This window comes from Pseudomonas sp. DVZ6, from assembly GCF_024259445.1.
GTDB classification, from domain to species: domain Bacteria; phylum Pseudomonadota; class Gammaproteobacteria; order Pseudomonadales; family Pseudomonadaceae; genus Aquipseudomonas; species Aquipseudomonas peradeniyensis.
Map to the genome: position 1 here is coordinate 32,911 of NZ_JANCLM010000023.1, position 25,360 is coordinate 58,270.

Genomic DNA, 25,360 nt, shown 5'->3' on the forward strand with positions numbered 1-25,360 from the left:
CAGATGGCACGCAGGAAGCCCGGACTAATAAGATGGCATTGAAATCCCCCGCGTTTCGTAGAAAGTTTCCATTGCTGGTGACAGGCGGTCTGCTGGCCCTGCAACCCCTGGCCACGTCGTACGTGGTGGCGGCCGAGCAGTTCGACTGCCAAGTTTCCGCTTCCGGTGGCTGGGACTGCAAGCCCAAGACCTCCGCCAACCTGCCTCCGCGCCCGGTTCATCCGGGTGCTGCCGCTGCCAGCTCGGGCGCCGAAGCGCCTGGCGAAGCCGCCGCACCCGAGGCCGAGAAGCCGATGCTGGTCACCGAGGCCAAGGGCCGCGGCCTGAAATCGCGCAGCGAAGACTACAGCCACCTGGACTGGGTCCCGCGCGAGAAGCTCACCGCTGCGCAGCTGGCCGAGACCGGCCCGTACTGCGGCGGCGCCTACATCGAGCCGACCCGCCCAGGCATGAACGACTCCACGCCCAAGGACGAGTCGCCCACCTACATCAACGCCAAGGTCTCCAAGTACCAGCAGGAGCAGCAGATCGCCACCCTCGCCGGTGACGTGGTCATGCGCCAGGGCAGCATGCAGGCCGAGGCGGACGAGGCCAACCTGTACCAGGCCGAGAACCGCGGCGAGCTCAAGGGCAACGTCAAGATCCGCGACAACGGCTCGCTGGTGGTCGGCGACGAGGCGCAGATCCAGCTCGACACCGGCGAAGCCCGGGTCGACAACGCCGAATACGTGATGCACAAGTCGCACATCCGCGGCAACGCGCTGTACGCCAAGCGCGCCGAGAACGCCATCATCCGCCTCAAGGACGGTACCTATACCACCTGTGAGCCGGGCAGCAACGCGTGGCAGCTCAAGGGCAACAACATCACCCTGAACCCGGCCACCGGCTTCGGCACCGCGACCAACGTGACGCTGCGGGTCAAGGATTTCCCGGTGTTCTACACACCATACATCTACTTCCCGATCGACGACCGTCGCCAGTCCGGCTTCCTGCCGCCGTCGTTCAGCTCCAGCAGCGACACCGGCTTCATGCTGGTCACGCCGTACTACTTCAACCTGGCGCCTAACTACGACGCCACGTTGTACCCGCGCTACATGGCCAAGCGCGGCATGCTGATGGAAGGCGAGTTCCGCTACCTGACCAAGTCCAGCGAAGGGCAGTTCGGCGGCGCTTTCCTGAACGACAAGGACAACGACCGCGAACTGCAGACGGACTACAAGAAAGATCGCTGGATGGTCAACTGGCAACACAAGGGCGGCCTGGACCAGCGCCTGATGGCCGAGGTCGACTACACCGACATCAGCGACCCGTTCTACTTCCAGGACCTGGAAACCGACCAGATCGGCGTGCAGAGCCGTGATTACATCAACCAGCGTGGCACGCTCACCTACCGTGGCGACTCCTACACCGCTGGCCTGAACGTGCACGCCTATGAGCTGGCAACCATTTCGCAGATCACGCCTTACGACCGCCTGCCTCAGCTGACCCTCAACGGCATGCTGCCATTCCACCCGGGCGGCCTGGACTTTGGTTACGAAGCCGAGGCGGTACGCTTCGATCGTGACCTGAAGAATGACTTCGTCCTGGACAAAGATGGTAATCCGGATGCCTCTGCCGGCCTCCCTGGCCGCCGGCTGGATGAAAACCTCTTCGGCGTTGCCCGCTCCAACGGCACCCGCCTCAACTTCGCACCCTCGATCAGCCTGCCGCTCGAGGCCAGCTACGGCTATGTCACGCCCAAGCTGAAGTACGTCTACACGCACTATGACCTCGACCTCGACAGCAAGGGCAAGAAAGACCTCGCCGACAACCCGGGCATGCTCGACGTGTATGGCGACTTCAAGAGCAATCAGAACCGCGATATTCCGGTCTTCAGTGTCGACAGTGGCCTGTACTTCGATCGCAATACACAGCTGTTCGGGACCAACTACCGCCAGACCCTCGAACCGCGTCTGTTCTACCTCTACGTGCCGTACAAGGACCAGACCGACATCCCGCTGTTCGACTCCGGCGAGAGCACCTTCAACTACTCGTCGCTGTTCCGCGACAACCGTTTCACCGGCACCGACCGCATCGGCGACGAGAACAAGCTGTCGCTGGGCCTGACCAACCGTTGGATCGAAGACAACGGCTTCCAGCGCCAGCGCTTCAGTATCGGCCAGGCGTTCTACTTCAAGGATCGCAAGGTCCAGCTGCCAGGCATCGACTACCGCACCCGAGTGGACAGCAAGTCGGATGTCTCGCCGTACGCGCTTGAATACGAATACGCTTTCAACCGCGACTGGCGCTTCAATTCGGACTACAACTGGGACCCGGACACCCACAGCCCTCGCTCGGGCAGCGCGATGTTCCACTACCAGCCCGAGGACAACCCGAACAAGGTCGTCAACCTCGGCTATCGCTACCGCAACGACCTGATCACCTACGACTCGCAGACCGGTAACTGGAAGGTCGGCGGTGGTGACTACGGTACGCCGGGCACGCCGGGCTACATCAAGGACTACTACAAGATCCAGCAGCACGACTTCTCGGTCATCTGGCCGATCGTGCCGCAATGGAGCGTCATTGCCCGCTGGCAGCATGACTACAACCGTAACCGCACGCTGGAAGCGATGGGCGGCTTCGAGTACGACAACTGCTGCTGGAAACTGCGCCTGATCAATCGCTACTGGATGGACTACGACGACTTCAGCCAGGCAATACCTGAAAACGAAAAGGGCGACCACGGGATCTTCCTGCAGATCGTGCTCAAAGGGCTCGGTGGTGTAGTCGGCAACAAGGTCGAATCGTTCCTGGACCAAGGCATTCAAGGTTACCGTACACGTGAAGAGCAAGCTTATTGATCGTCTGCGCCCGCTGATGCTGGGCGCCGCAATGCTGAGTGGCGCGGTGCATGCCGCGGTGCAACCCATCGACCGCATCGTGGCCACCGTCGACAATGACGTGGTCATGCAGAGCCAGCTGGACCAGCGCGTGCGCGAAGTGCAGCAGACCATCGCCAAGCGTGGCGGCGGTGTGCCGCCAACCAGCGCGCTGGAACAGCAAGTGTTGGAACGCCTGATCGTCGAAAACCTGCAACTGCAGATCGGCGAGCGCTCGGGTATCCGCATCACCGACGAAGAACTGAACCAGGCCGTCGGCACCATTGCCCAGCGCAATGGCATGTCGTTGGAGCAGTTCCGCGCCGCCCTGGCCCACGACGGCCTGTCGTACGACGATGCCCGCGAGCAGATCAAGCGCGAGATGATCATCAGCCGCGTGCGTCAGCGCCGGGTAGCCGAGCGTATCCAGGTGTCCGAGCAGGAAGTGAAGAACTTCCTCAACTCGGACCTGGGCAAGATGCAGATGTCCGAAGAGTACCGCCTGGCCAACATCCTCATCCCGACACCGGAAGGCGCCAACTCGGACGCCATCCAGGCTGCCGCCCGCCAGGTCGGCGATGTCTACCAGCAACTCCGGCAGGGCAAGGACTTCGGCCAGATGGCCATTGAGCGTTCCGCCAGCGAGAACGCCCTGGAAGGCGGCGAGATGGGCTGGCGCAAGGCTGGCCAGCTGCCACCTGACTTCGCCAAGATGCTCAGCAGCATGGCCATTGGCGATATCACCCAACCGATCCGCATCCCCAACGGCTTCATCATCCTCAAGCTCGAGGAGAAGCGCGGTGGCAGCGAGAGCATCCTGCGCGACGAAGTGCATGTACGCCACATCCTGATCAAGCCGAGCGAGATCCGCAGCGAAGCCGCCACCGAGCAACTGGCCGAGCGTCTGTACGACCGGATCCAGAACGGTGAAGACTTCGCCGAACTGGCGAAGAGCTTCTCGGAAGACCCGGGCTCCGCGCTCAACGGCGGCGACCTCAACTGGGTCGACCCGAACAGCCTGGTGCCGGAGTTCCGCGAGCAGATGGCCAACGCCCAGCAAGGCGTGGTGACCAAGCCGTTCAAGACCCAGTACGGCTGGCATGTGCTGGAAGTCCTGGGCCGCCGCGCCACCGACAGCACCGAGCAGGCGCGCGAGCAGCAGGCCATGAACGTCCTGCGCAACCGCAAGTACGACGAAGAGCTGCAGAACTGGCTGCGCCAGATCCGCGACGAAGCCTACGTTGAAATCAAGCTGCCTGGCGTCGACCAGGCCGCCCAGTGAAGCCCCAGCGCTTCGCCGTCACGCCCGGCGAGCCGGCCGGCATAGGTCCCGACCTGTGCCTGCTGCTCGCCGCCGAGGCCCAGCCCCACCCCCTGATCGCCATCACCAGCCGTGACCTGCTCGCCGAGCGGGCCACGCAGCTGGGGCTGGCCGTCAGCCTGCTGCCCGTCACCCCCGACAGTTTCCCCAGCCTGCCAGCCCCCGCCGGCAGCCTGTACGTCTGGGACACACCACTGGCCAACCCGGTGGTGGCCGGACAGCTGGACAAAGCCAACGCCGCGTTCGTGCTGGAGACGCTGACCCGGGCCGGCCAGGGCTGCCTCGACGGGCAGTTCGCCGGGATGATCACCGCCCCCGTGCACAAGGGTGTGATCAACGAGAGTGGCATTGCCTTCTCCGGTCACACCGAATTCCTCGCCGACCTCACCCATACCGCGCAAGTGGTGATGATGCTGGCCACCCGAGGATTACGCGTGGCCCTGGTGACCACCCACCTGCCCCTGCGCGATATTGCCGACGCCATCACCGGCGAACGCCTGGAGCGCGTCACCCGCATCCTGCATGCGGACATGCGCGACAAGTTCGGCATCGCCAACCCACGCATCCTGGTCTGCGGGCTCAACCCGCATGCCGGAGAAGGCGGCCACCTGGGCCGCGAAGAAATTGACATCATCGAGCCGGCGCTGCAGCGCCTGCGCGCCGAAGGCATGGACCTGCGCGGTCCGCTGCCGGCCGATACCCTGTTTACCCCCAAATATCTGGAGCACTGCGATGCGGTGCTGGCGATGTACCACGACCAAGGCCTGCCCGTACTCAAGTACAAGGGCTTCGGCGCCGCGGTCAACGTGACGCTGGGCCTGCCGATCATCCGTACCTCGGTCGACCACGGCACTGCCCTGGACCTGGCCGGCACCGGTCGAATCGATACCGGCAGCCTGCGCGTCGCATTGGAAACCGCCTACCAGATGGCCGAGAACCGACCATGACCGAGCACTACCAACACCGGGCGCGCAAGCGCTTCGGCCAGAACTTCCTGCATGACGCCGGAATCATCGACCGCATCCTGCGGGCAATCAACGCCAAGGCCGGCGAACACCTGCTTGAAATCGGCCCGGGCCAGGGCGCCCTGACCGAGGGGCTGCTGGGCAGCGGCGCACAGCTGGACGTGGTGGAGCTGGACAAGGACCTGGTGCCGATCCTGCAACACAAGTTCGCCGGGCGCGACAACTTCCGCCTGCACCAGGGTGATGCCCTGAAGTTCGACTTCAACCAGTTGGGCGTGCCAGAGCGTAGCCTGAAGGTGGTCGGCAACCTGCCCTACAATATCTCCACCCCGCTGATCTTCCATCTGCTCAGCCACGCCGGGCTGATCCGCGACATGCACTTCATGCTGCAGAAGGAAGTGGTCGAGCGCATGGCTGCCGGCCCGGGTGGCGGTGACTGGGGGCGCCTGTCGATCATGGTGCAGTACCACTGCCGGGTCGAGCACCTGTTCAACGTTGGCCCTGGCGCCTTCAATCCGCCGCCGAAAGTGGACTCGGCCATCGTCCGCCTGGTACCGCACGCAGTGCTGCCTCATCCGGCCAAGGATGCGCGACTGCTGGAACAGGTGGTACGCGAGGCGTTCAACCAGCGCCGCAAGACCCTGCGCAATACCCTGAAAGGTCTGCTCGACAGCGCGGCCATCGAAGCCGCCGGTGTGGACGGCAGCCTGCGCCCCGAGCAGCTGGACCTGGCCGCCTTCGTGCGCCTGGCTGACCAGTTGGCTGATCAGCAAGCCTGATATCGCCTGTACCGGCCTCTTCGCGGGTAAACCCGCTCCCACAGTGACCGCGTGCGATTCCTGTGGGAGCGGGTTTACCCGCGAAGAGGCCGGTACTGATAACAACGATCTCAAGCCCCACCCCGCTGGCCCTCCCCCCTCTCAATGGCCTAGACTGCGTTATTGCGTCAGTTCGCCCAAGGCCCTTGCATGTCCGACCCCCGCTATCAGATCGACGTCAGCGTCGTGACCCGCTATCTCAAAGACCAATCCGACCCCGAAAGCAGCCGTTTCGCCTTCGCCTACACCATCACCGTGCAGAACAACGGCACGGTCACGGCCAAGCTGATGTCCCGCCATTGGCTGATCACCAACGGTGACGGCGAGGTCGAGGAAGTGCGCGGCGCCGGCGTGATCGGCCAGCAACCGCTGATCGAACCCGGCCAGAGCCACACCTACAGCAGCGGCGCGGTCATCAGCACCCGCGTCGGCACCATGCAGGGCAGCTACCAGATGTTCGCCGAGGACGGCAAGCGCTTCGACGCCACGATTGCCCCCTTCCGCCTGGCCGTGCCCGGGGCCCTGCACTGATGGCCACCTACGCGGTCGGCGACCTGCAAGGCTGCCTGCAACCGCTCAAGTGCCTGCTCGAACGCGTACGCTTCAACCCGGCGGTCGACCGGCTGTGGCTGGTGGGTGACCTGGTCAACCGTGGCCCCGAGTCCCTCGAGACCCTGCGCTACCTCTATTCGATCCGCCATGCGCTGGTCTGCGTGCTGGGCAATCACGACCTGCACCTGCTGGCGGCCTGGCACAATGTCGAGCGCCTGAAGAAAAGCGACACCCTGCGCGAAATCATCGAGGCCCCGGACGCCGACCAGCTGTTCGACTGGCTGCGCCGGCAGAAGCTGCTGCACTACGACGAAACCCGCGGCATTGCCATGGTCCATGCCGGCATCCCGCCGCAATGGACCCTGGGCAAGGCGCTGGAGCTGGCGGCCGAGGTCGAGGAAGTGCTGCGCGACGACGGCCGCCTGAAGCTGTACCTGGACGGCATGTACGGCAACGAGCCGAACAAGTGGAGCAAGGACCTGGCCGGCGTCGAGCGCCTGCGGGTGATCACCAATTACTTCACCCGCATGCGCTTCTGCACTGCCGCCGGCAAGCTCGACCTCAAGACCAAGGAAGGCGCCGACAGCGCCCCCAAAGGCTACAAGCCGTGGTTCGATCACCCGGACCGTCGCTCGCGTCATGTGAAGATCATCTTCGGCCACTGGGCCGCCCTCGAAGGCCGTGTCGATGTGCCCGGCGTGATCGCCCTGGACACCGGCTGCGTCTGGGGCGGCGCGATGACCCTGTACAATGTCGACAGTGGTGAGTTCCACCGCTGCGACTGCACCCGCGAGGGCACCCCGCGCCCGCCGGCTCCACTCAACGAACACCCCTGAAGGAACCGCACCCATGAGCGAATTCAAGCGCATTACCCCAGAGCAAGCCCTCGCCCTGCGTGCGCAAGGCGCGGTCGTGGTCGACATTCGCGACCCGCAGGCCTATGCCGCCGGGCACATCGCCGGCGCCACTCATCTGGATAATCACTCGGTTGCCGATTTCATCCGCAACGCCGACCTGGACGCGCCTACACTGGTTGTCTGCTACCACGGCAATTCCAGCCAGAGCGCTGCCGCCTACCTGGTCGGCCAGGGCTTCTCCAACGTCTACAGCATCGACGGTGGCTTCGAGCTGTGGCGCAACACCTACCCGGCGGAAACCGCCCAGGGCAGCGCCGAATAATTTTTTCATTTTTCCTCCAGCCCGCGCTTGGCGCGGGCTTGCGCCCGACCTGACGAACGGTCGCAGGCCTCTTCTCGGCTCCCCGCCCTTGACCTTGCGTATAACCAACTATCCTTAAGCCCAGGCCATCCAAAAAAGGGGAGAGCCGGTACACCGGCGTGCGGGTCATCGGTAGCGTTCCAAGGTGTTCTGGGGGGTATACAGCAATCGGCGAGCCCGGTTGCATGCCAGCATCAGCTGACTGATCCGGCGTCGTCTCCACGTATCGAGCGAGGTGACGTCATGAGCATTTTTAGCCACTTCCAACAACGTTTCGAGTCCACCCGCCAGGAAGAACTTTCGCTGCAGGAGTACCTCGAGCTGTGCAAAGAGGATCGCAGCGCCTATGCCTCGGCGGCCGAGCGGCTGTTGCTGGCCATCGGCGAACCAGAGCTGATCGACACCTCAAGCAACTCCAGGCTGTCGCGGATCTTCTCCAACAAGGTGATCCGCCGCTATCCGGCCTTTGCCGACTTCCATGGCATGGAAGAGTGCATCGACCAGATCGTCTCCTACTTCCGCCATGCCGCCCAAGGCCTGGAAGAGAAGAAACAGATCCTCTACCTGCTGGGCCCGGTGGGCGGCGGTAAATCGTCGCTGGCCGAGAAACTCAAGCAGCTGATGGAAAAGGTGCCGTTCTACGCCATCAAGGACTCGCCGGTATTCGAATCGCCCCTGGGCCTGTTCAATGCCGCCGAGGACGGCCAGATCCTCGAAGAGGAATACGGCATCTCGCGCCGCTACCTCAACACCATCATGTCGCCCTGGGCCACCAAGCGCCTGCAGGAGTTCGGCGGCGACATCAGCAAGTTCAAGGTGGTCAAGCTCTACCCATCCATCCTCAACCAGATCGCCATCGCCAAGACCGAGCCGGGCGACGAGAACAACCAGGACATCTCTGCCCTGGTGGGCAAGGTGGATATCCGCAAGCTCGAGGAATTCCCGCAGAACGACGCCGACGCCTACAGCTATTCGGGCGCCCTGTGCCGGGCCAACCAGGGCCTGATGGAATTCGTCGAGATGTTCAAGGCGCCGATCAAGGTCCTGCACCCGTTGCTCACCGCGACCCAGGAAGGCAACTACAACAGCACCGAGGGGCTGGGCGCGATCCCCTACTCCGGGATCCTGCTGGCCCACTCCAACGAATCGGAGTGGCACACCTTCCGCAACAACAAGAACAACGAGGCGTTCATCGACCGGATCTACATCGTCAAGGTGCCGTACTGCCTGCGCGTCAGCGACGAGATCAAGATCTACGACAAGCTGCTGATCAACAGCTCCCTGGCCAAGGCGCACTGCGCGCCGGACACCTTGAAGATGCTGGCCCAGTTCACCGTGCTCTCACGCCTGAAGGAGCCCGAGAACTCCAACATCTACTCGAAGATGCGCGTGTACGACGGCGAGAACCTCAAGGACACCGACCCGAAAGCCAAGTCGATCCAGGAGTACCGCGACTCTGCGGGTGTCGACGAGGGCATGAACGGCCTGTCGACCCGCTTCGCCTTCAAGATCCTTTCCAAGGTGTTCAACTTCGACCCTCACGAGGTGGCGGCCAACCCAGTGCACCTGCTGTATGTGCTGGAGCAGCAGATCGAGCAGGAGCAGTTCCCCGCCGAGGTGCGCGAGCGCTACCTGCGCTACCTGAAGGAATACCTGGCACCGCGCTACATCGAGTTCATCGGCAAGGAAATCCAGACCGCCTACCTGGAGTCCTACAGCGAGTACGGCCAGAACATCTTCGACCGTTACGTGCTGTACGCCGACTTCTGGATCCAGGACCAGGAGTACCGCGACCCGGAAACCGGCGAGATCCTCAACCGCATCGCCCTCAACGAGGAGCTGGAGAAGATCGAGAAGCCGGCCGGCATCAGCAATCCGAAGGATTTCCGCAACGAGATCGTCAACTTCGTGCTGCGCGCCCGGGCCAACAACAACGGCAAGAACCCCAGCTGGCTCAGCTATGAGAAGCTGCGGGTGGTGATCGAGAAGAAGATGTTCTCCAACACCGAGGACCTGCTGCCGGTCATCAGCTTCAACGCCAAGGCCAGCAAGGAGGATCAACAGAAGCACAACGACTTCGTCACCCGGATGGTGGAGCGTGGCTACACCGACAAGCAGGTTCGACTGCTGTCGGAATGGTACCTGCGGGTCAGGAAATCGCAATAAGGCGACACGCTACACGCCGTGCGTCCGAGGCTGGCCTTGCCGGCCCGGACGGCGGCGGCTGCTTTTACGCGCAGCTCGTAGCTTGAAGCATGCAGCTGTTCCCAGCTACCGGAGGGACCATGAGCTACGTAATCGACCGACGCCTGAACGGCAAGAACAAGAGCACGGTCAATCGCCAGCGCTTCCTGCGGCGTTACCGTGAACACATCAAGAAGGCCGTCGAAGAGGCCGTGAGCCGCCGCTCCATCATGGACATGGAGCATGGCGAACAGATCAGCATCCCGGGTCGTGACATCGACGAACCGGTGCTGCACCACGGTCGTGGCGGCAAGCAGACCATCGTCCACCCCGGCAACAAGGAATTCACCGCCGGCGAACACATCGCCCGGCCACAAGGTGGCGGCGGTGGCAGTGGCCGCGGCAAGGCCGGCAACTCCGGCGAGGGCATGGACGACTTCGTGTTCCAGATCACCCAGGAAGAATTCCTCGAATTCATGTTCGAGGACCTGGAGCTGCCCAACCTGGTCAAGCGCCACCTGACCGGTGCCGACACCTTCAAGACCGTACGCGCGGGCATTGCCAACGAGGGCAACCCGTCGCGCATCAACATCGTCCGCACCCTGCGCTCGGCCCACGCCCGGCGCATCGCCCTGACCGGCAGCAGCCGCGCCCTGCTGCGCGAGGCGCAGAAGGAGCTGGACCGGCTCAAGGTCGAGGAACCGGACAACTTCACCGACATCCAGGACACCGAGATCGAGATCGAGCGGCTCAAGGCGCGCATCAACCGCCTGCCGTTCCTCGACACCTTCGACCTGAAGTACAACCTGCTGGTCAAGCAGCCCAACCCCAGCTCCAAGGCGGTGATGTTCTGCCTGATGGACGTGTCCGGCTCCATGACCCAGGCCACCAAGGACATCGCCAAGCGCTTCTTCATCCTGTTGTACCTGTTCCTCAAGCGCAACTACGACCGCATCGAGGTGGTGTTCATCCGCCACCACACCAGCGCCCGTGAAGTGGACGAGGAAGAGTTCTTCTACTCCCGCGAGACCGGCGGCACCATCGTCTCCAGCGCGCTCAAGCTGATGCAGGAGATCATGGCCGAGCGCTATCCGGCCAGCGACTGGAACATCTACGCCGCCCAGGCCTCGGACGGCGACAACTGGAACGACGACTCGCCGATCTGCCGCGACATCCTCGCCAACCAGATCATGCAGCACGTGCAGTACTACACTTACGTCGAGATCACCCCACGCGAACACCAGGCGCTGTGGTACGAGTACGAGCGCATCGGCGAGGCGTTCCCCGACACCTTCGCCCAGCAGCAGTTGGTATCGGCCGGCGACATCTACCCGGTCTTCCGTGAACTCTTCCAGCGCAGGTTAGCCACATGACCGCCAGAGAGCAGAGACGCCAGCCCATTTCCACCGGCTCCGAATGGACGTTCGAGCTGATCCAGACCTACGACCGCGAGATCAGTCGCCTGGCCGCTCGCTACGCCCTGGACACCTACCCCAACCAGATCGAAGTGATCACCGCCGAGCAGATGATGGACGCCTACGCCTCGGTGGGCATGCCGCTGGGCTATCACCACTGGTCCTACGGCAAGCAGTTTCTCAGCACCGAGAAGTCCTACAGCCGTGGCCAGATGGGCCTGGCCTACGAGATCGTGATCAACTCCGATCCGTGTATCGCCTACCTGATGGAAGAGAACACCATGTGCATGCAGGCACTGGTGATCGCCCACGCCTGCTACGGCCACAACAGCTTCTTCAAAGGCAACTACCTGTTCCGCACTTGGACCGACGCCAGCTCGATCATCGACTACCTGGTGTTCGCCAAGCAGTACATCGCTCAATGCGAGGAGCGCCACGGCATCGATGCCGTCGAGGACCTGATCGACTCCTGCCACGCCCTGATGAACTACGGCGTGGACCGCTACAAGCGCCCCTACCCCATTTCCGCCGAGGAAGAGCGGCGCCGGCAGAAGGAGCGCGAGGAGCACCTGCAACGGCAGATCAACGACCTCTGGCGCACCATCCCCAAGGGCGCCGAAAAAGGCGGCGAGAGAGACGACGCGCGCTTCCCGGCCGAGCCCCAGGAGAACATCCTCTACTTCATCGAGAAGCACGCCCCGCTGCTGGAGCCCTGGCAGCGCGAAGTGGTGCGCATCGTGCGCAAGATCGCCCAGTATTTCTACCCGCAGCGCCAGACTCAGGTGATGAACGAAGGCTGGGCGACCTTCTGGCACTACACCCTGATGAACGACCTGTACGACGAGGGGCTGATCACCGAAGGCTTCATGATGGAGTTCCTGCAGTCGCACACCAGCGTGGTGTTCCAGCCTGGCTTCGACAGCCCCTACTACAGCGGCATAAACCCCTATGCCCTGGGCTTTGCCATGTACACCGACATCCGCCGCATGTGCGAGTACCCCACCGATGAGGATCGCCGCTGGTTCCCGGAGATCGCCGGCAGCGACTGGCTGTCGACGATCAAGTTCGCCATGAGCAGCTTCAAGGATGAAAGCTTCATCCTGCAGTACCTGTCACCCAAGGTGATGCGCGACCTCAAGCTGTTCAGCATCCTCGACGACGACCAGCGTGACGACCTGCTGGTGCCGGCGATCCATGACGAGGACGGCTACCGCACCATCCGCGAGCAGCTGGCCGCGCAGTACAACCTGGGCAACCGCGAACCCAACGTGCAGATCTGGAGCATCGACCGGCGCGGCGACCGCTCGCTGACCCTGCGTCACCAGCAGCACAACCGCAAACCGCTGGGCGACTCCACCGAGGAGGTGCTCAAGCACCTGCATCGCCTGTGGGGCTTCGATATCCACCTGGAGACCGTGCAGGGCGACCAGGTGATGAAGACCCACCACATGCCACCGCGCAGCGAGCACAGCGAGGCCGGCGACTACGGGCGCATGGACCTGGCCGTGGTGCACCACCTCTAGCCCGGCCCGCACCATTTCTGCCGACAAGGTATCCTGTCGGCAGAAATGGAGGTTTCACATGCAGATCTACAAGGTTGGCGGCGCCGTGCGCGACCGCCTGCTTGGCCGTCCGGTCAGCGACGTCGACTGGTTGGTGGTTGGCGCCACCGTCGAACAGATGCAGGCCCAGGGATTCCGCCCGGTCGGCGCCGATTTCCCGGTGTTCCTGCACCCGAAGACCGGTGAGGAATATGCCCTGGCCCGTACCGAGCGCAAGAGCGGGCGCGGTTATGGCGGCTTCACCTTTCATGCAAGCCCCGAAGTCACCCTCGAAGAAGATCTGGTTCGTCGCGACCTGACCATCAATGCCATGGCCGAGGATGAACACGGCGTACTGCACGATCCCTATCACGGCAAGGCCGATCTCGAGCAGCGGATCCTGCGTCATGTTTCCCCGGCGTTCGCTGAAGATCCGCTTCGAGTTCTACGTGTTGCGCGCTTTGCGGCCCGCTACGCGCCCCTGGGTTTCCACGTCGCCGACGACACCTTGAAGCTGATGCGCCAGATCGCCGAGTCGGGCGAGCTGCAGGCGCTGACCGCCGAGCGCAGCTGGAAGGAGATCGAACGGGCATTGATGGAAAGCGAGCCACAGGTGTTCATCGAGGTGCTGCGCAGTTGCGGCGCGCTGAACGAGCTGATGCCAGAGCTGGAGCACGGCGCCGATACACTAGCTGCGTTGCACCAGGCGGCCAGGCACCAGCAATCACTGCCGGTGCGTTGGGCATGCCTGCTGCGCGGATTGGAGCCAACGGCGATCAAGGCACTCAACCAGCGCTTCAAGGTCCCACGCGAATGCCAGGAACTGGCAGTACTGGTAGGAGAGTTCGCCGAACGGGCCGATGAAGCCCAGGCACTGGAGCCGACAAGCCTGCTGGAGTTGCTGCAGAAGTTCGATGTGTATCGACGACCGCAACGCTTCGAGGATTTCATCGCCGCGTGCGAGATGGCTGCGCCAGGCTCGGCGTACCCTCAGGGCATGTACCTGCGGGGAGCCGCTGAAGCGGCGCGGGCAGTGGAGGTGAAGTCGCTGGTTGAGAAAGGAATGACCGGAAAGGCCTTGGGTGACGCACTGAAAGACAAACGGCTGAAGGCGCTCGAAGCATACCAATCAGCTTGATCCGCCCCCGCCCTTCGCGGGTAAACCCGCTCCCACAGGGATCGCGCCAGATTCTAAAAATTGAGCAAGACAGTTGCTCCCACAGGTTTTTCACCGCCCTCAACAGCGGCGCGATACCTGTGGGAGCGGGTTTACCCGCGAAGAGGGCGGTACTGGCTTACATCAGAGTCAGCTGCAACCCTCGCCATTCGAACGGCACCGGCGCCAGTACCTGTTCAATGCTCGCCTCCCGCCACAGCTGCCCCATGGACTTGCCCTCGCCCGGATGCACCAGTTCCGGTGCCAGCAACGACAACGGCCACAGCACAAAGGCGTTCTTCACGATCTCCGCCCGCGGCAGCACCAGACCATTGAACGTGCCACACAGGTCATCGAACATCAGTACATCGATATCCAGCGGCAGCCCCTTGCGATCCGGGGCGTAGCGGCCATTTTCGGCCTCGATGAACTTGAGCCGGCGGTCGAGTTCCAGCAGTGGCAGGTCGGTGCATCCGCGCACCACCAGGTTGTAAAACGGGCCGCTCTTGATTCCCACGGCCTGGCTCTCGAATACTGCGGAGCAGTGCATGTCACTGAGCATGCCAGCCAACGCATCAAGCCCCGCACACAAGTGCCGCTCGCGGTCGATGTTGCTGCCCAGCCCGAGATATACCGTACTCAGAGACATCCGCGCTCGATCTCCACGCCTACACCGCCACGGGCCGCAGGCACCGCGCCCGGCTTGGTCAGCTTCAGCCGCACCCAGGGGATGTTGAACTCGGCCATCAGCACCGCCACCAGACGCTCGGCAAAGGTCTCCACCAGCTCGAAGCGCGCCTGCTCGGCAAAGGCCTGGACGCGCGCCGAGACACTGGCATAGTCCAGCGCCAGTGACAGGTCGTCACCGGCCGCCGCCGGGCGGTTGTCCCAGGCGAAACTCAGGTCCAGGCGCAGGCACTGGCGAATATCCCGCTCCCAGTCATAGGCACCGATGACGGTATCGACTTCCAGGCCTTCGATGAACACTCTGTCCAAGCACTTCTCTCCACAGCACGACAAGGGCGACGGGCGCCGTTAGAATCAGGGCGTCCTCGCCCGGAATAGTTAGCATGTTTTGGTCACTGGCGCTGCTTGCCTACCTGCTCGGCTCTCTGTCCTTCGCCATCGTCCTGAGCCGCCTCAGCGGCAGCCCCGACCCGCGCTCCAGCGGCTCGGGCAATGCCGGCGCGACCAACATGCTACGCCTGGCAGGCCGCAAGCTGGCGATCCTGACGCTGCTCGGCGACCTGTGCAAGGGCATGTTGCCAGTACTGCTGGCCCGCCTGGCCGGGCTCGACCAGCAGGAACAGGCCTGGGTCGGCATCTGCGCGGTGCTCGGCCACCTGTTCCCGGTGTACTTCCGTTTCCAGGGCGGCAAGGGCGTGGCCACCGCCGCCGGCATGCTCATGGCGTTGTACTTTCCCGCCGCGCTGCTGGCCATCGGCGCCTGGCTGCTGACCTTCTACCTGACCCGCACCAGCTCGCTGGCAGCCTTGATCGCCACGCCGCTGACGCTGCCATTGCTGGCCTGGCGCGAGCCCGAAGCGCTGTTGCCGATGACGGTGTTGACGATCCTGATCGTCTGGCGCCACCGCAACAACCTGCGTGACCTGTTCGCCGGGCGCGAACGCCATTTCTGAGGCGCGCGCATGACCCCGGCGCGGCTCACACCGCCGGCAACTGCTCCATCGGCCAGCGCGCCTGCACGCTGATGGCCAGGTCCTGCTGCTGCCCGGCCAGCAGGCGCTGGCAACCGGCGTAGGCGATCATCGCGCCGTTGTCAGTGCAGAACCGTGGACGGGCGTAATAGACATTGCCCTTGATGCTGGCCAGCATGTCTTCCAGCGAAGCACGCAAGGCGGTGTTGGCACTCACGCCACCGGCGATGACCAGACGCTTGAGGCCTGTCTGCTTGAGGGCGCGCTTGCACTTGATGGTCAGAGTCTCCACCACCGCCTGCTGGAACGCCAGCGACACGTCGCAACGGGTTTGCTCGTTGTCGTCCCCGGCGTCGCGGCATTGCTGCCAGGTGTTCAGGGCAAAGGTCTTGAGGCCGCTGAAACTGAACTGCAGACCTGGCCGATCGCACATTGGCCGCGGGAACACGAAGCGCCCGGGCGTGCCTTGCTCGGCCAGGCGGGCGATTTCCGGTCCACCCGGATAATTGAGGCCGATCAGCTTGGCGGTCTTGTCGAAGGCTTCGCCAGCGGCGTCGTCCAGGCTCTCGCCCAGCAGCTCGTACTGGCCGATGCCATCGACCCGCACCAGCTGGGTGTGGCCGCCCGACACCAACAAAGCGACGAACGGAAACTCCGGTGGCTGCTCCTCGAGCATCGGCGCCAGCAGATGGCCTTCCATATGGTGCACGCCGATCGCCGGAATATCCCAGGCGAAGGCCAGCGCCTGGGCGCAGGAGGCGCCCACCAGCAGCGCGCCGACCAGGCCAGGACCCGCGGTGTAGGCGATCGCGTCGATCTCGGTGGCGACGCAGTCGGCTTCCTGCAGCACCTGGCGAATCAGCGGCAGCATGCGCTTGACGTGGTCGCGCGAGGCGAGCTCGGGCACCACGCCGCCGTAGACGCGATGCAGGTCGATCTGGCTGAACAGCGCGTCGGCCAGCAGGCCGCGTTCACTGTCGTATAATGCGACGCCAGTTTCGTCGCAGGATGTTTCCAATCCCAGTACTAGCATGGGTCCGTGCCTTGTCGAGGCTGAATTCGAAGGCGCGCATGATAGTCCCCGTGTCCGGTGCCGACCAGCGGTTTTCGATCAGAGGCTTTGCATTCCGGCCAGCTAAGGGTTAACATCCGCAACCCTTGAAAACCGACGTTCTCCAGCACACCTTATGTTTTGCCAGGAGCACGTCTACCCCGGTAATGAATTAAGGTAGCCCTGGATGCCAGCCGTCAAAGTTAAAGAGAACGAACCCTTCGACGTAGCTCTGCGTCGTTTCAAGCGCTCCTGCGAAAAAGCCGGTGTACTGGCTGAAGTTCGTAGCCGCGAGTTTTACGAGAAGCCGACCGCCGAGCGCAAGCGCAAAGCCGCTGCCGCTGTAAAGCGTCACGCCAAGAAGGTTCAGCGCGAACAGCGCCGCGCCGTTCGTCTGTACTAAGTACAGCCGTTCTACGCAAAGCTTCTGCCATGCCCGGCCTCGTGCCGGGCTGATGGCAGCGGTCGCTTCAAACCCTTGGCCATGCGCCTTGGGTGCCCCGGCAAAAGCCATGGGCAACCTGCATCAACGCGTCAGAACTGGTCCTTGACCAGGCGTGCACGTCCTTTCTGACGAGCCCTTCATGGGCTGGTGACGAGCACACTCCTCTTCCTGCTAGATACCCCACGCCAAACCCGCGCACAAGCGTTTAGACTTGCCAGCTGCCAGATGACGAGACTGCCATGGCCGGGCTGATTCCCCAGAGCTTCATCGATGACCTTCTCAACCGCACCGACATCGTCGATGTGGTGAGTTCGCGCGTCCAGCTGAAGAAGACCGGCAAGAACCTGTCCGCCTGCTGCCCGTTCCACAAGGAAAAGAGCCCCTCCTTCACCGTCAGCCCCGACAAGCAGTTCTACTACTGCTTCGGCTGCGGCGCCGGCGGCAACGCGCTTGGCTTCATCATGGACCACGACAACCTGGACTTCCCCCAGGCGGTCGAGGAACTGGCCCGCGCGGCCGGCATGGAAGTACCCCGGGAAGAAGGCCGTCGCGGACAGAAGCCGCGCCAGCCAACCGATTCACCGCTATACCCGCTGCTGGAAGCGGCCAGCGAGTTCTACCGCCAGGCCCTGCGCGGCCACGCCACCCGCAAGGCGGCGGTGGACTACCTCAAGGGCCGCGGCCTGTCCGGCGAGATCGCCCGCGACTTCGGCCTGGGCTTCGCCCCGCCGGGCTGGGACAACCTGCTCAAGCACCTGGGCGCCGACTCGCTGCAGCAGAAAGTGATGATCGACGCAGGCCTGCTGATCGAGAATGCCGAAAGCGGCAAGCGCTACGACCGCTTCCGCGACCGGGTGATGTTCCCGATCCGCGACAGCCGTGGCCGGGTCATCGCCTTCGGCGGCCGGGTACTGGGCGACGACAAGCCCAAGTACCTGAACTCCCCGGAAACCCCGGTGTTCCACAAGGGCCAGGAACTGTACGGCCTGTACGAGGCACGCAAGCACAACCGCAACCTCGACGAGATCATCGTGGTCGAGGGCTACATGGACGTCATCGCCCTGGCCCAGCAGGGCCTGCGCAACGCGGTGGCCACCCTCGGCACGTCCACCAGCGAGGAGCACCTCAAGCGCCTGTTCCGCGTGGTGCCCAGCGTGCTGTTCTGCTTCGACGGCGACCAGGCCGGACGCAAGGCTGCCTGGCGCGCCCTGGAGGCAACCCTGTCGAGCCTGCAGGACGGCCGCCGTGCGCGCTTCCTGTTCCTGCCCGAAGGTGAGGATCCGGACAGCCTGGTACGCGCCGAAGGCACCGACGCCTTCCAGGCCCGTATCAACCAGCACGCCCAGCCGCTGGCCGACTACTTCTTCGAACAGTTGAGCAACGAGGCCGACCCGCGCTCGCTGGAAGGCAAGGCGCACATGGTCACCCTCGCCGCACCACTGATCGAAAAGGTGCCGGGAGCCAACCTGCGCCAGTTGATGCGCAACCGCCTGAAGGACATCACCGGCCTCGACCCGCAACAGATGGAGCAGTTGGCGCAGAGCGCGCCGACGCCCAGCGTGCCGGATTACGACCCCGGCTACGACTACGACGCAATGGCCAGCTACACGCCGGACCATGGCGACCTGCACTACCAGCCCGACTACGCCCCGGCGCAACAGGAGCAACGCCCCTGGACGCCGAACAAGGGCGGCGGCAAGAAACAATGGGACGGTAAGCCGTGGGACAAGAAAGGCGGCAAGCCCTGGCAACGCGACGGCCAGCGCGGCGAAGCCCCGCCACGGGTACCGGCGCCGGTCGAGCCGCCGACGCTGTCGGCCCTGCGCACCCTGCTGCACCACCCGTTGCTGGCCGGCAAGGTCGAGGACGCCAGTCACTTCGCCGACGAAGAACAATTGTACAGCCAACTGCTGGTGGCACTGATCGAGGCCGCGCAGAAGAATCCTAAGCTAAGCTCTATGCAGCTGATCGCACGCTGGCACGGCACCGAACAGGGCCGCCTGTTGCGCGCCCTGGCAGAAAAGGAGTGGTTGATCGATGCCGACAACCTTGAACAACAGTTTTTCGACACTATAACTAGTTTGTCCGCTCGCCAACGCGAGCGCAGCCTGGAACATCTGCTCAGGAAAGCGCGTCTAAGCGAACTGAGCACAGAGGAAAAATCTCAGCTGCTCGCCTTGCTGAGCCGCAATGTTCCCGCACAAAACCCGACCTCATCTGGCGCGTGAGGTCCAGGTTCGGGTATAATCCTCGGCTTGTTTTTTGCCCGCCAAGACCTTCAGTGGATAGGGTGTTATGTCCGGAAAAGCGCAACAGCAATCTCGTATCAAAGAGTTGATCACCCGCGGTCGTGAGCAGGGCTACCTGACTTACGCGGAGGTCAACGACCACCTGCCTGAGGATATTTCAGATCCGGAACAGGTGGAAGACATCATCCGCATGATCAACGACATGGGGATCAACGTATTCGAGAGTGCTCCGGATGCGGATGCCCTGTTGTTGGCGGAAGCCGACACCGACGAAGCCGCAGCCGAAGAAGCCGCCGCAGCGTTGGCGGCAGTAGAGACCGATATCGGCCGCACGACCGACCCGGTGCGCATGTACATGCGCGAAATGGGTACCGTCGAGCTGCTGACCCGCGAAGGCGAGATCGAAATCGCCAAGCGTATCGAGGAAGGCATCCGTGAAGTCATGGGCGCCATCGCTCACTTCCCGGGCACCGTCGACTACATCATCAGCGAATACGACCGCGTCACCGTCGAAGGCGGCCGTCTGTCCGATGTCCTCAGCGGTTATATCGACCCTGACGACAACATCGCCGCGCCGACCGAAGAAGTACCGATTCCAGGTGCCAAGGCCGCCGCTGCGAAGGAAGAAGAAGACGACGACGACGAAAACGCTGAAAGCAGCGATGACGAGGAAGAGACCGAAAGCGGTCCGGATCCGGTCGTTGCCGCGCAGCGCTTCGGTGCGGTCAAGGATCAGCTGGTCGACACCCTCAAGGTGCTGAAGAAGCACGGTCGAGGCCACAAGGACAGCATCGGCGCCATGCAGGCCCTGGCTGACCTGTTCATGCCGATCAAGCTGGTACCGAAGCAGTTCGACGTACTGGTCGAGCGTGTACGCGGCGCCCTTGACCGCCTGCGCCAGCAAGAACGCGCCATCATGCAACTGTGCGTGCGTGACGCGCGCATGCCGCGCGCCGACTTCCTGCGCCTGTTCCCGAGCAACGAAACCGACCAGACCTGGTCCGGTGACCTGGCCAAGCGCAACACCAAATGGGCCGCCGCCCTGGGTGAAAAGGACGCCGCCATCGTCGCCTGCCAGCAGAAGTTGATCGACCTCGAGACCGAGACCGGCCTGACCGTTGTCGAGATCAAGGACATCAACCGCCGCATGTCCATCGGCGAAGCCAAGGCCCGCCGCGCCAAGAAGGAAATGGTCGAGGCGAACCTGCGTCTGGTGATCTCGATCGCCAAGAAGTACACCAACCGCGGCCTGCAGTTCCTCGACCTGATCCAGGAAGGCAACATCGGCCTGATGAAGGCGGTGGACAAGTTCGAATACCGTCGCGGCTACAAGTTCTCGACCTACGCCACCTGGTGGATCCGCCAGGCGATCACCCGCTCGATCGCCGACCAGGCGCGCACCATCCGTATCCCGGTGCACATGATCGAGACGATCAACAAGCTCAACCGTATTTCCCGGCAGATGCTGCAGGAAATGGGTCGCGAACCGACCCCGGAAGAGCTGGGCGAACGCATGGAGATGCCTGAGGACAAGATCCGCAAGGTGTTGAAGATCGCCAAAGAGCCGATCTCCATGGAGACCCCGATCGGTGACGACGAAGATTCGCACCTGGGCGACTTCATCGAGGACTCGACCATGCAGTCCCCGATCGACGTGGCCACGGTCGAAAGCCTCAAGGAAGCGACCCGTGACGTGCTCTCGGGCCTGACCGCGCGCGAAGCCAAGGTGCTGCGCATGCGTTTCGGCATCGACATGAACACCGACCACACCCTCGAAGAGGTAGGCAAGCAGTTCGACGTGACCCGCGAGCGGATCCGTCAGATCGAAGCCAAGGCGCTGCGCAAGCTGCGCCACCCGACGCGAAGCGAGCATCTGCGCTCCTTCCTCGACGAGTAAAGACGAACCCCGGCCCAGGCCGGGGTTTTTCTTATGTGACAGAAGGTCGTTGCCACTGTCTACCCAGCGGGCGAGATGCCCGTCTACACTCGAATCAGTCCCCCTGATCGAGAGGCCGCTATGCCCATGATGCCGGCCTTCCTGTTGCTGCTCCTGCTCGCCTGGAACACAACGGCCGGCGCCCTGACCCTGACCGACGAGGAACAAGCCTGGCTCAGCGCCCACCCACAGCTGCGCCTGGGCGTCGATGCTTCATGGCCGCCGTTCGAATTCCGCGACCAGGAAGGTCGCTACCAGGGATTGGCCGCCGATTACATCGCCCTGATCCAGGAACGCCTGGGGATCACCCTCAAGCCGATAGAGCCCAGCAGCTGGACCGAAGTGCTCGAACAGGCGCGCAGCAACCGCCTCGACCTGCTCCCCGGGATCATGTCCACCCCGGAGCGCCAGAACTACCTGGCCTTCACCCGCCCCTACCTGGACTTCCCGATCGTCATCCTCGCCCATTCCGGCGGCGCGCAACCGCGCAACCTCAAGGACCTTTACGGCCTGAAGATCGCCGTGGTGGAGAACTACGCCCCTCACGAACTGCTGCGTACCCACCACCCGGACCTCAACCTGGTGGCCATGCCCAACGTCAGCTCGACCCTGCAGGCACTGGCCACCGACGAGGTCGACGCAGTGGTCGGCGACCTCGCCTCGAGCATCTGGAGCCTGCGTCAGCTAAAGCTGGACGGCCTGTACGTCAGCGGCGAGACCCCTTACCGCTACCAGCTGGCCATGGCCGTGCCCCGTCAGCAAAAGGTGCTGGTCGGCATCCTCGACAAGGTGATGGCCGACATGAGCAGCAGTGAAGTCAGCCACATCCAGCAACGCTGGGTGGGCAACGTCGTCGATCAGCGGACCTTCTGGCACGATGTACTGCTCTATGGCCTGCCGGCGGTGCTGGTGCTGATGGCCATCCTGGCGGTGGTGATCCGCATCAACCGCCGCCTGAGTTCGGAGATTTCCCGGCGTATCGCCCTGGAACAGGAGCTGCGCAGCAGCGAGTACCACTACCGCGGCCTGATCGAGAGCCTGTCGGCGGTGGCCTGGGAGGCCGATGCCAACGACTTCAGCTACAGCTATGTCTCGCCCCACGCCGAGGACCTGCTCGGTTACCCCACGGGCGAGTGGCTCAAGCCCGGCTTCTGGCGCAGCATCCTGCACCCGGAGGATGCCCTCTGGGCGCAGGCCTACTGCGACAGTGAAACGGCGGCCGGACGCGATCACAGCCTCGACTACCGGGTGATCCGCGCCGACGGCCATACCCTGTGGGTGCGCAATATCGTCAGCATGATCGAGCACGGCCACAAGTCGCTGATGCGCGGGCTGATGATCGACATCAGCGAGACCAAGCATACCGAGGATGCCCTGCGCCTGTCGGAGCAGAAGTTCGCCTCGGTGTTCCAGCAATGCCCGGACATCCTGATCATCGCCCGGCACAGCGACGGCTGCCTGCTGGAGGTCAACGAAGCGTTCGAGGAGCTGATCGGCCTGAATCCTGCGCAAGTGATCGGCCGCACCGCCACCGAGCTCGGCTTGTGGGGTGTGGCCGGCACCGGCCCGGCATTGCTCGAACGCCTGCACCGCGGCGGCATCCGCAACCTGGAAATGACCTTCCGGCGCAACAACGGCGAGCTGTTCACCGGCCTGACCTCGGCCGAAACCTTCGAACTGGACAGCATGCCGGCACTGGTGGTGGCGATCCGCGACATCAGCCAGCTCAAGGAAACCCAGCAGCAACTGCAGACCTCCGAGGAGAAGTTCGCCAAGGCCTTCCACGCCTCCCCCGACGGGCTGCTGCTGTCGCGCCAGAGCGACGGCCTGCTGCTGGAGGTCAACGAAGGCTTCTGCCGCCTGACCGGCTACGATGTCAGCACGACGGTTGACCAGACCTCGCTGGACCTCGGTATCTGGGTCGACCTCGGAGAACGCCAGCGCCTGGTCGATCAACTACAGCGCGATGGCTTCGTGCGCGACTTCAGCTGCCATATCCGCCGCAGCGACGGACAGATCCGCCTCTGCGAGCTGTCCGCCCGGCCACTGCCGATCGGCGGCGTCGACTGCATGCTGACCATCGCCCGCGACATTACCGAGCGCCACCTGATGCAGGAGAAGCTGCAACTGGCCGCCACGGTGTTCGAGAACACCGCCGAAGGCGTGCTGATAACCGACACCGACCAGCGCATCAGCGCGGTCAACCGCGCCTTCAGCGAGATCACCGGCTACAGCGAGATCGAAGCCCTTGGCCAGACCCCGCGCCTGCTCGCCTCCGGCCAGCACGACAGTGCCTTCTACGTTGCCATGTGGCACCAGCTGACCGCCGAGGGCCACTGGCAGGGCGAGATCTTCAACAAACGCAAGAACGGCGAGCTGTACCCCGGCTGGCTGACCATCAGCGCCGTGCGCAACCACGAGCGCGAGATCACCCACTTCGTCGCCGTGTTCGCCGACATCTCCAGCCTCAAGCACGCCCAGGCCAAGCTCGACTACCAGGCCCACCACGACCCGCTCACCGGCCTGCCCAACCGCGCCCTGTTCGAAAGTCGCCTGCAGGCCGCGCTGAACTGCGCCCAGATATCCAATCGCCAGGGCGCGGTGCTGTTCCTCGACCTCGACCGCTTCAAGCACATCAACGACAGCCTCGGCCACCCGGTGGGCGACCTGCTGCTCAAGGGCATCGCCCAGCGCCTCAAGGAGCAGGTGCGCGACGTGGACACCGTGGCCCGCCTGGGCGGCGACGAGTTCATCATCCTCCTGCCCGGCCTGCACAAGCCCAGTGATGCCAGCGCCATCGCCAACAAGCTGCTGGCCGGCTTCCACGCGCCGTTCCAGGCCGGCGAGCACGAGTTCTTCACCAGCGCCAGCATCGGTATCAGCTTGTACCCGCAGGACGGTACCGATGTCGCCAGCCTGATCCGCAACGCCGACGCCGCGATGTACCGTTCCAAGGCCAAGGGTCGCAACCGCGTCGAGGCCTACACCCGCGAGCTCACCACCCAGGCCAGCGAACGCATTGCCCTGGAACACGAGCTACGCCGCGCCATCGAGCGCAACGAGCTGAGCCTGTGCTATCAGCCCAAGTTCAGCCTCAAGACCCAGAGCCTGGTCGGCGCAGAGGCGCTGGTCCGCTGGACCCATCCCACTTTCGGCGAAGTGCCGCCCGAGCAGTTCATCCACCTGGCCGAGGAGAACGGCACCATCCTGCAGCTCGGCGACTGGGTGCTGGAGCAGGCCTGCCGGCAGATGCACGCCTGGAAGAAGGCCTACCATGCCTTTGGCCCGCTCTCGATCAACCTGGCCGGTGCCCAGTTGCGCCAGCCCAGCCTGGCCCGGCGTATCGAACAGCTGCTGCGCAGCTATCAGCTCAAAGCCGGCGACCTGCAGCTGGAGATCACCGAGAACTTCATCATGAGCCAGGCCGAGGAAGCGCTGAGCGTGCTGCATCAGCTCAAGCTGCTGGGCGTGCAGTTGGCCATCGACGACTTCGGCACCGGCTACTCCTCGCTCAGCTACCTCAAGCGCCTGCCGCTGGACATCCTCAAGATCGACCAGTCGTTCATCCGCGGCCTGCCGGACGATCCCCACGACGCCGCCATCGCCCGCGCCATCATCGCCCTGGGCCGCAGCATGCAGCTGACGATCATTGCCGAAGGCGTGGAAAACCAGGCGCAACAGCGCTTCCTGGCCGCCGAAGGCTGCGAACAGATCCAGGGCTACATCGTCAGCCTGCCGCTGCCGCCGAACGAGTTCGCGGCGACCTTTCTTCGCATAGCACAAACGGATCTTTCGGATGGCACGCTATCGAAACCCTCGTTATAATCCTGCGCACCTGCTGAGGGCCTATAGCTCAGTTGGTTAGAGCAGAGGACTCATAATCCTTTGGTCCACGGTTCGAGTCCGTGTGGGCCCACCAAACAGAAAGCCGCGCGATGCGCGGCTTTTGCGTTTTTGGCGGGACCACCTCAGATACAGTCCTATGGTCTC

The 25,360-nt window shown here is 63.6% G+C and carries 19 protein-coding genes and 1 tRNA gene; 17 read left to right on the top strand and 3 right to left on the bottom strand.

Translation table 11 applies throughout. From position 1 onward, the window contains the following. Positions 1–32 precede the first annotated feature (32 nt). The 11 genes from NMG10_RS14840 to NMG10_RS14890 all read left to right on the top strand — a co-directional run bounded on the left by NMG10_RS14840 (position 33) and on the right by NMG10_RS14890 (position 14,013). Positions 33–2,843, top strand: coding sequence for an LPS-assembly protein LptD (locus tag NMG10_RS14840; protein ID WP_232855080.1), 2,811 nt, complete (start codon positions 33–35; stop codon positions 2,841–2,843). Continuing rightward, the gene (locus tag NMG10_RS14845; RefSeq protein WP_234561389.1) at positions 2,824–4,143 is read left to right on the top strand and encodes a peptidylprolyl isomerase; all 1,320 of its coding nucleotides are present in this window, start codon (positions 2,824–2,826) and stop codon (positions 4,141–4,143) included. The genes NMG10_RS14840 and NMG10_RS14845 overlap by 20 nt, the downstream gene beginning before the upstream one ends. Further along, on the top strand, positions 4,140–5,129 hold the full coding sequence (pdxA, locus tag NMG10_RS14850) for a 4-hydroxythreonine-4-phosphate dehydrogenase PdxA (RefSeq protein WP_232855078.1): 990 nt from the start codon (positions 4,140–4,142) through the stop codon (positions 5,127–5,129). The genes NMG10_RS14845 and pdxA overlap by 4 nt, the downstream gene beginning before the upstream one ends. Beyond that, positions 5,126–5,926 (top strand): 16S rRNA (adenine(1518)-N(6)/adenine(1519)-N(6))-dimethyltransferase RsmA, encoded by an 801-nt coding sequence (gene rsmA / locus NMG10_RS14855; protein ID WP_232855077.1) that lies wholly within the window; start codon positions 5,126–5,128, stop codon positions 5,924–5,926. Before pdxA ends, rsmA begins: the two co-directional genes overlap by 4 nt. Before the next feature lie 189 nt (positions 5,927–6,115). After that, positions 6,116–6,496, top strand: a complete 381-nt coding sequence (gene apaG / locus NMG10_RS14860) for a Co2+/Mg2+ efflux protein ApaG (RefSeq protein ID WP_186712684.1) — start codon at positions 6,116–6,118, stop codon at positions 6,494–6,496. Then, complete coding sequence (locus NMG10_RS14865) at positions 6,496–7,353, top strand: symmetrical bis(5'-nucleosyl)-tetraphosphatase (protein WP_254464609.1); 858 nt, start codon at positions 6,496–6,498, stop codon at positions 7,351–7,353. The genes apaG and NMG10_RS14865 overlap by 1 nt, the downstream gene beginning before the upstream one ends. 13 nt (positions 7,354–7,366) lie before the next feature. After that, positions 7,367–7,696, top strand: coding sequence for a thiosulfate sulfurtransferase GlpE (glpE, locus tag NMG10_RS14870; protein WP_050703512.1), 330 nt, complete (start codon positions 7,367–7,369; stop codon positions 7,694–7,696). Between the two features lie 282 nt (positions 7,697–7,978). After that, positions 7,979–9,901: a PrkA family serine protein kinase gene (locus tag NMG10_RS14875; protein WP_203649925.1), complete on the top strand. Its 1,923-nt coding sequence runs from the start codon at positions 7,979–7,981 to the stop codon at positions 9,899–9,901. Between the two features lie 119 nt (positions 9,902–10,020). Beyond that, complete coding sequence (locus tag NMG10_RS14880; protein ID WP_203649924.1) at positions 10,021–11,292, top strand: YeaH/YhbH family protein; 1,272 nt, start codon at positions 10,021–10,023, stop codon at positions 11,290–11,292. Beyond that, on the top strand, positions 11,289–12,857 hold the full coding sequence (locus tag NMG10_RS14885; RefSeq protein WP_203649922.1) for a SpoVR family protein: 1,569 nt from the start codon (positions 11,289–11,291) through the stop codon (positions 12,855–12,857). The genes NMG10_RS14880 and NMG10_RS14885 overlap by 4 nt, the downstream gene beginning before the upstream one ends. 58 nt (positions 12,858–12,915) lie before the next feature. Further along, positions 12,916–14,013 (top strand): multifunctional CCA tRNA nucleotidyl transferase/2'3'-cyclic phosphodiesterase/2'nucleotidase/phosphatase, encoded by a 1,098-nt coding sequence (locus NMG10_RS14890; RefSeq protein ID WP_232855074.1) that lies wholly within the window; start codon positions 12,916–12,918, stop codon positions 14,011–14,013. A 157-nt stretch (positions 14,014–14,170) separates the two neighbouring features. On the opposite strand, the gene folK is transcribed toward NMG10_RS14890, so the two are convergent. Together folK and folB are read right to left on the bottom strand one after the other, a co-directional pair. Then, positions 14,171–14,680 carry a 2-amino-4-hydroxy-6-hydroxymethyldihydropteridine diphosphokinase gene (gene folK / locus NMG10_RS14895; RefSeq protein WP_203649918.1) on the bottom strand — a complete coding sequence of 170 codons (510 nt, stop codon included), beginning with the start codon at positions 14,678–14,680 and terminating at the stop codon, positions 14,171–14,173. After that, positions 14,671–15,027, bottom strand: coding sequence for a dihydroneopterin aldolase (folB, locus tag NMG10_RS14900; protein WP_110994292.1), 357 nt, complete (start codon positions 15,025–15,027; stop codon positions 14,671–14,673). The genes folK and folB overlap by 10 nt, the downstream gene beginning before the upstream one ends. Before the next feature lie 74 nt (positions 15,028–15,101). Here folB and plsY point away from each other — a divergent pair, with 74 nt between their 5' ends. Continuing rightward, positions 15,102–15,671: a glycerol-3-phosphate 1-O-acyltransferase PlsY gene (plsY, locus tag NMG10_RS14905; protein ID WP_050703505.1), complete on the top strand. Its 570-nt coding sequence runs from the start codon at positions 15,102–15,104 to the stop codon at positions 15,669–15,671. A 25-nt stretch (positions 15,672–15,696) separates the two neighbouring features. Here plsY and tsaD read toward each other — a convergent pair whose 3' ends face one another. After that, entirely contained in the window at positions 15,697–16,722 is a 1,026-nt protein-coding gene (gene tsaD, locus NMG10_RS14910; protein ID WP_203649916.1) for a tRNA (adenosine(37)-N6)-threonylcarbamoyltransferase complex transferase subunit TsaD, read from the bottom strand. A gap of 205 nt (positions 16,723–16,927) precedes the next feature. Between tsaD and rpsU the strand changes: the two genes are divergently transcribed. The 5 genes from rpsU to NMG10_RS14935 all read left to right on the top strand — a co-directional run bounded on the left by rpsU (position 16,928) and on the right by NMG10_RS14935 (position 25,289). Then, positions 16,928–17,143 carry a 30S ribosomal protein S21 gene (rpsU, locus tag NMG10_RS14915; RefSeq protein ID WP_003255575.1) on the top strand — a complete coding sequence of 72 codons (216 nt, stop codon included), beginning with the start codon at positions 16,928–16,930 and terminating at the stop codon, positions 17,141–17,143. A 281-nt stretch (positions 17,144–17,424) separates the two neighbouring features. After that, positions 17,425–19,413, top strand: a complete 1,989-nt coding sequence (dnaG, locus tag NMG10_RS14920; protein ID WP_232855073.1) for a DNA primase — start codon at positions 17,425–17,427, stop codon at positions 19,411–19,413. 67 nt (positions 19,414–19,480) lie between these two features. Then, a complete protein-coding gene (gene rpoD / locus NMG10_RS14925; protein ID WP_232855072.1) occupies positions 19,481–21,331 on the top strand; it encodes an RNA polymerase sigma factor RpoD in 1,851 nt (616 codons plus the stop codon). 120 nt (positions 21,332–21,451) lie between these two features. Next, the gene (locus NMG10_RS14930; RefSeq protein WP_254464610.1) at positions 21,452–25,195 is read left to right on the top strand and encodes a bifunctional diguanylate cyclase/phosphodiesterase; all 3,744 of its coding nucleotides are present in this window, start codon (positions 21,452–21,454) and stop codon (positions 25,193–25,195) included. A gap of 17 nt (positions 25,196–25,212) precedes the next feature. Next, positions 25,213–25,289 (top strand) — tRNA-Ile (locus NMG10_RS14935). Positions 25,290–25,360 lie beyond the last annotated feature (71 nt).

What these genes read in the sequence shown, in the direction of transcription:
- NMG10_RS14840 (WP_232855080.1), top strand. Translation starts at nt 33, where the DNA reads ATGGCATTGAAATCCCCCGCGTTTCGTAGAAAGTTTCCATTGCTGGTG.
- rsmA (WP_232855077.1), top strand. Translation starts at nt 5,126, where the DNA reads ATGACCGAGCACTACCAACACCGGGCGCGCAAGCGCTTCGGCCAGAAC.
- apaG (WP_186712684.1), top strand. Translation starts at nt 6,116, where the DNA reads ATGTCCGACCCCCGCTATCAGATCGACGTCAGCGTCGTGACCCGCTAT.
- NMG10_RS14865 (WP_254464609.1), top strand. Translation starts at nt 6,496, where the DNA reads ATGGCCACCTACGCGGTCGGCGACCTGCAAGGCTGCCTGCAACCGCTC.
- glpE (WP_050703512.1), top strand. Translation starts at nt 7,367, where the DNA reads ATGAGCGAATTCAAGCGCATTACCCCAGAGCAAGCCCTCGCCCTGCGT.
- NMG10_RS14875 (WP_203649925.1), top strand. Translation starts at nt 7,979, where the DNA reads ATGAGCATTTTTAGCCACTTCCAACAACGTTTCGAGTCCACCCGCCAG.
- NMG10_RS14880 (WP_203649924.1), top strand. Translation starts at nt 10,021, where the DNA reads ATGAGCTACGTAATCGACCGACGCCTGAACGGCAAGAACAAGAGCACG.
- NMG10_RS14885 (WP_203649922.1), top strand. Translation starts at nt 11,289, where the DNA reads ATGACCGCCAGAGAGCAGAGACGCCAGCCCATTTCCACCGGCTCCGAA.
- NMG10_RS14890 (WP_232855074.1), top strand. Translation starts at nt 12,916, where the DNA reads ATGCAGATCTACAAGGTTGGCGGCGCCGTGCGCGACCGCCTGCTTGGC.
- folK (WP_203649918.1), bottom strand. Translation starts at nt 14,680, where the DNA reads ATGTCTCTGAGTACGGTATATCTCGGGCTGGGCAGCAACATCGACCGC.
- plsY (WP_050703505.1), top strand. Translation starts at nt 15,102, where the DNA reads ATGTTTTGGTCACTGGCGCTGCTTGCCTACCTGCTCGGCTCTCTGTCC.
- tsaD (WP_203649916.1), bottom strand. Translation starts at nt 16,722, where the DNA reads ATGCTAGTACTGGGATTGGAAACATCCTGCGACGAAACTGGCGTCGCA.
- rpsU (WP_003255575.1), top strand. Translation starts at nt 16,928, where the DNA reads ATGCCAGCCGTCAAAGTTAAAGAGAACGAACCCTTCGACGTAGCTCTG.
- dnaG (WP_232855073.1), top strand. Translation starts at nt 17,425, where the DNA reads ATGGCCGGGCTGATTCCCCAGAGCTTCATCGATGACCTTCTCAACCGC.
- rpoD (WP_232855072.1), top strand. Translation starts at nt 19,481, where the DNA reads ATGTCCGGAAAAGCGCAACAGCAATCTCGTATCAAAGAGTTGATCACC.
- NMG10_RS14930 (WP_254464610.1), top strand. Translation starts at nt 21,452, where the DNA reads ATGCCCATGATGCCGGCCTTCCTGTTGCTGCTCCTGCTCGCCTGGAAC.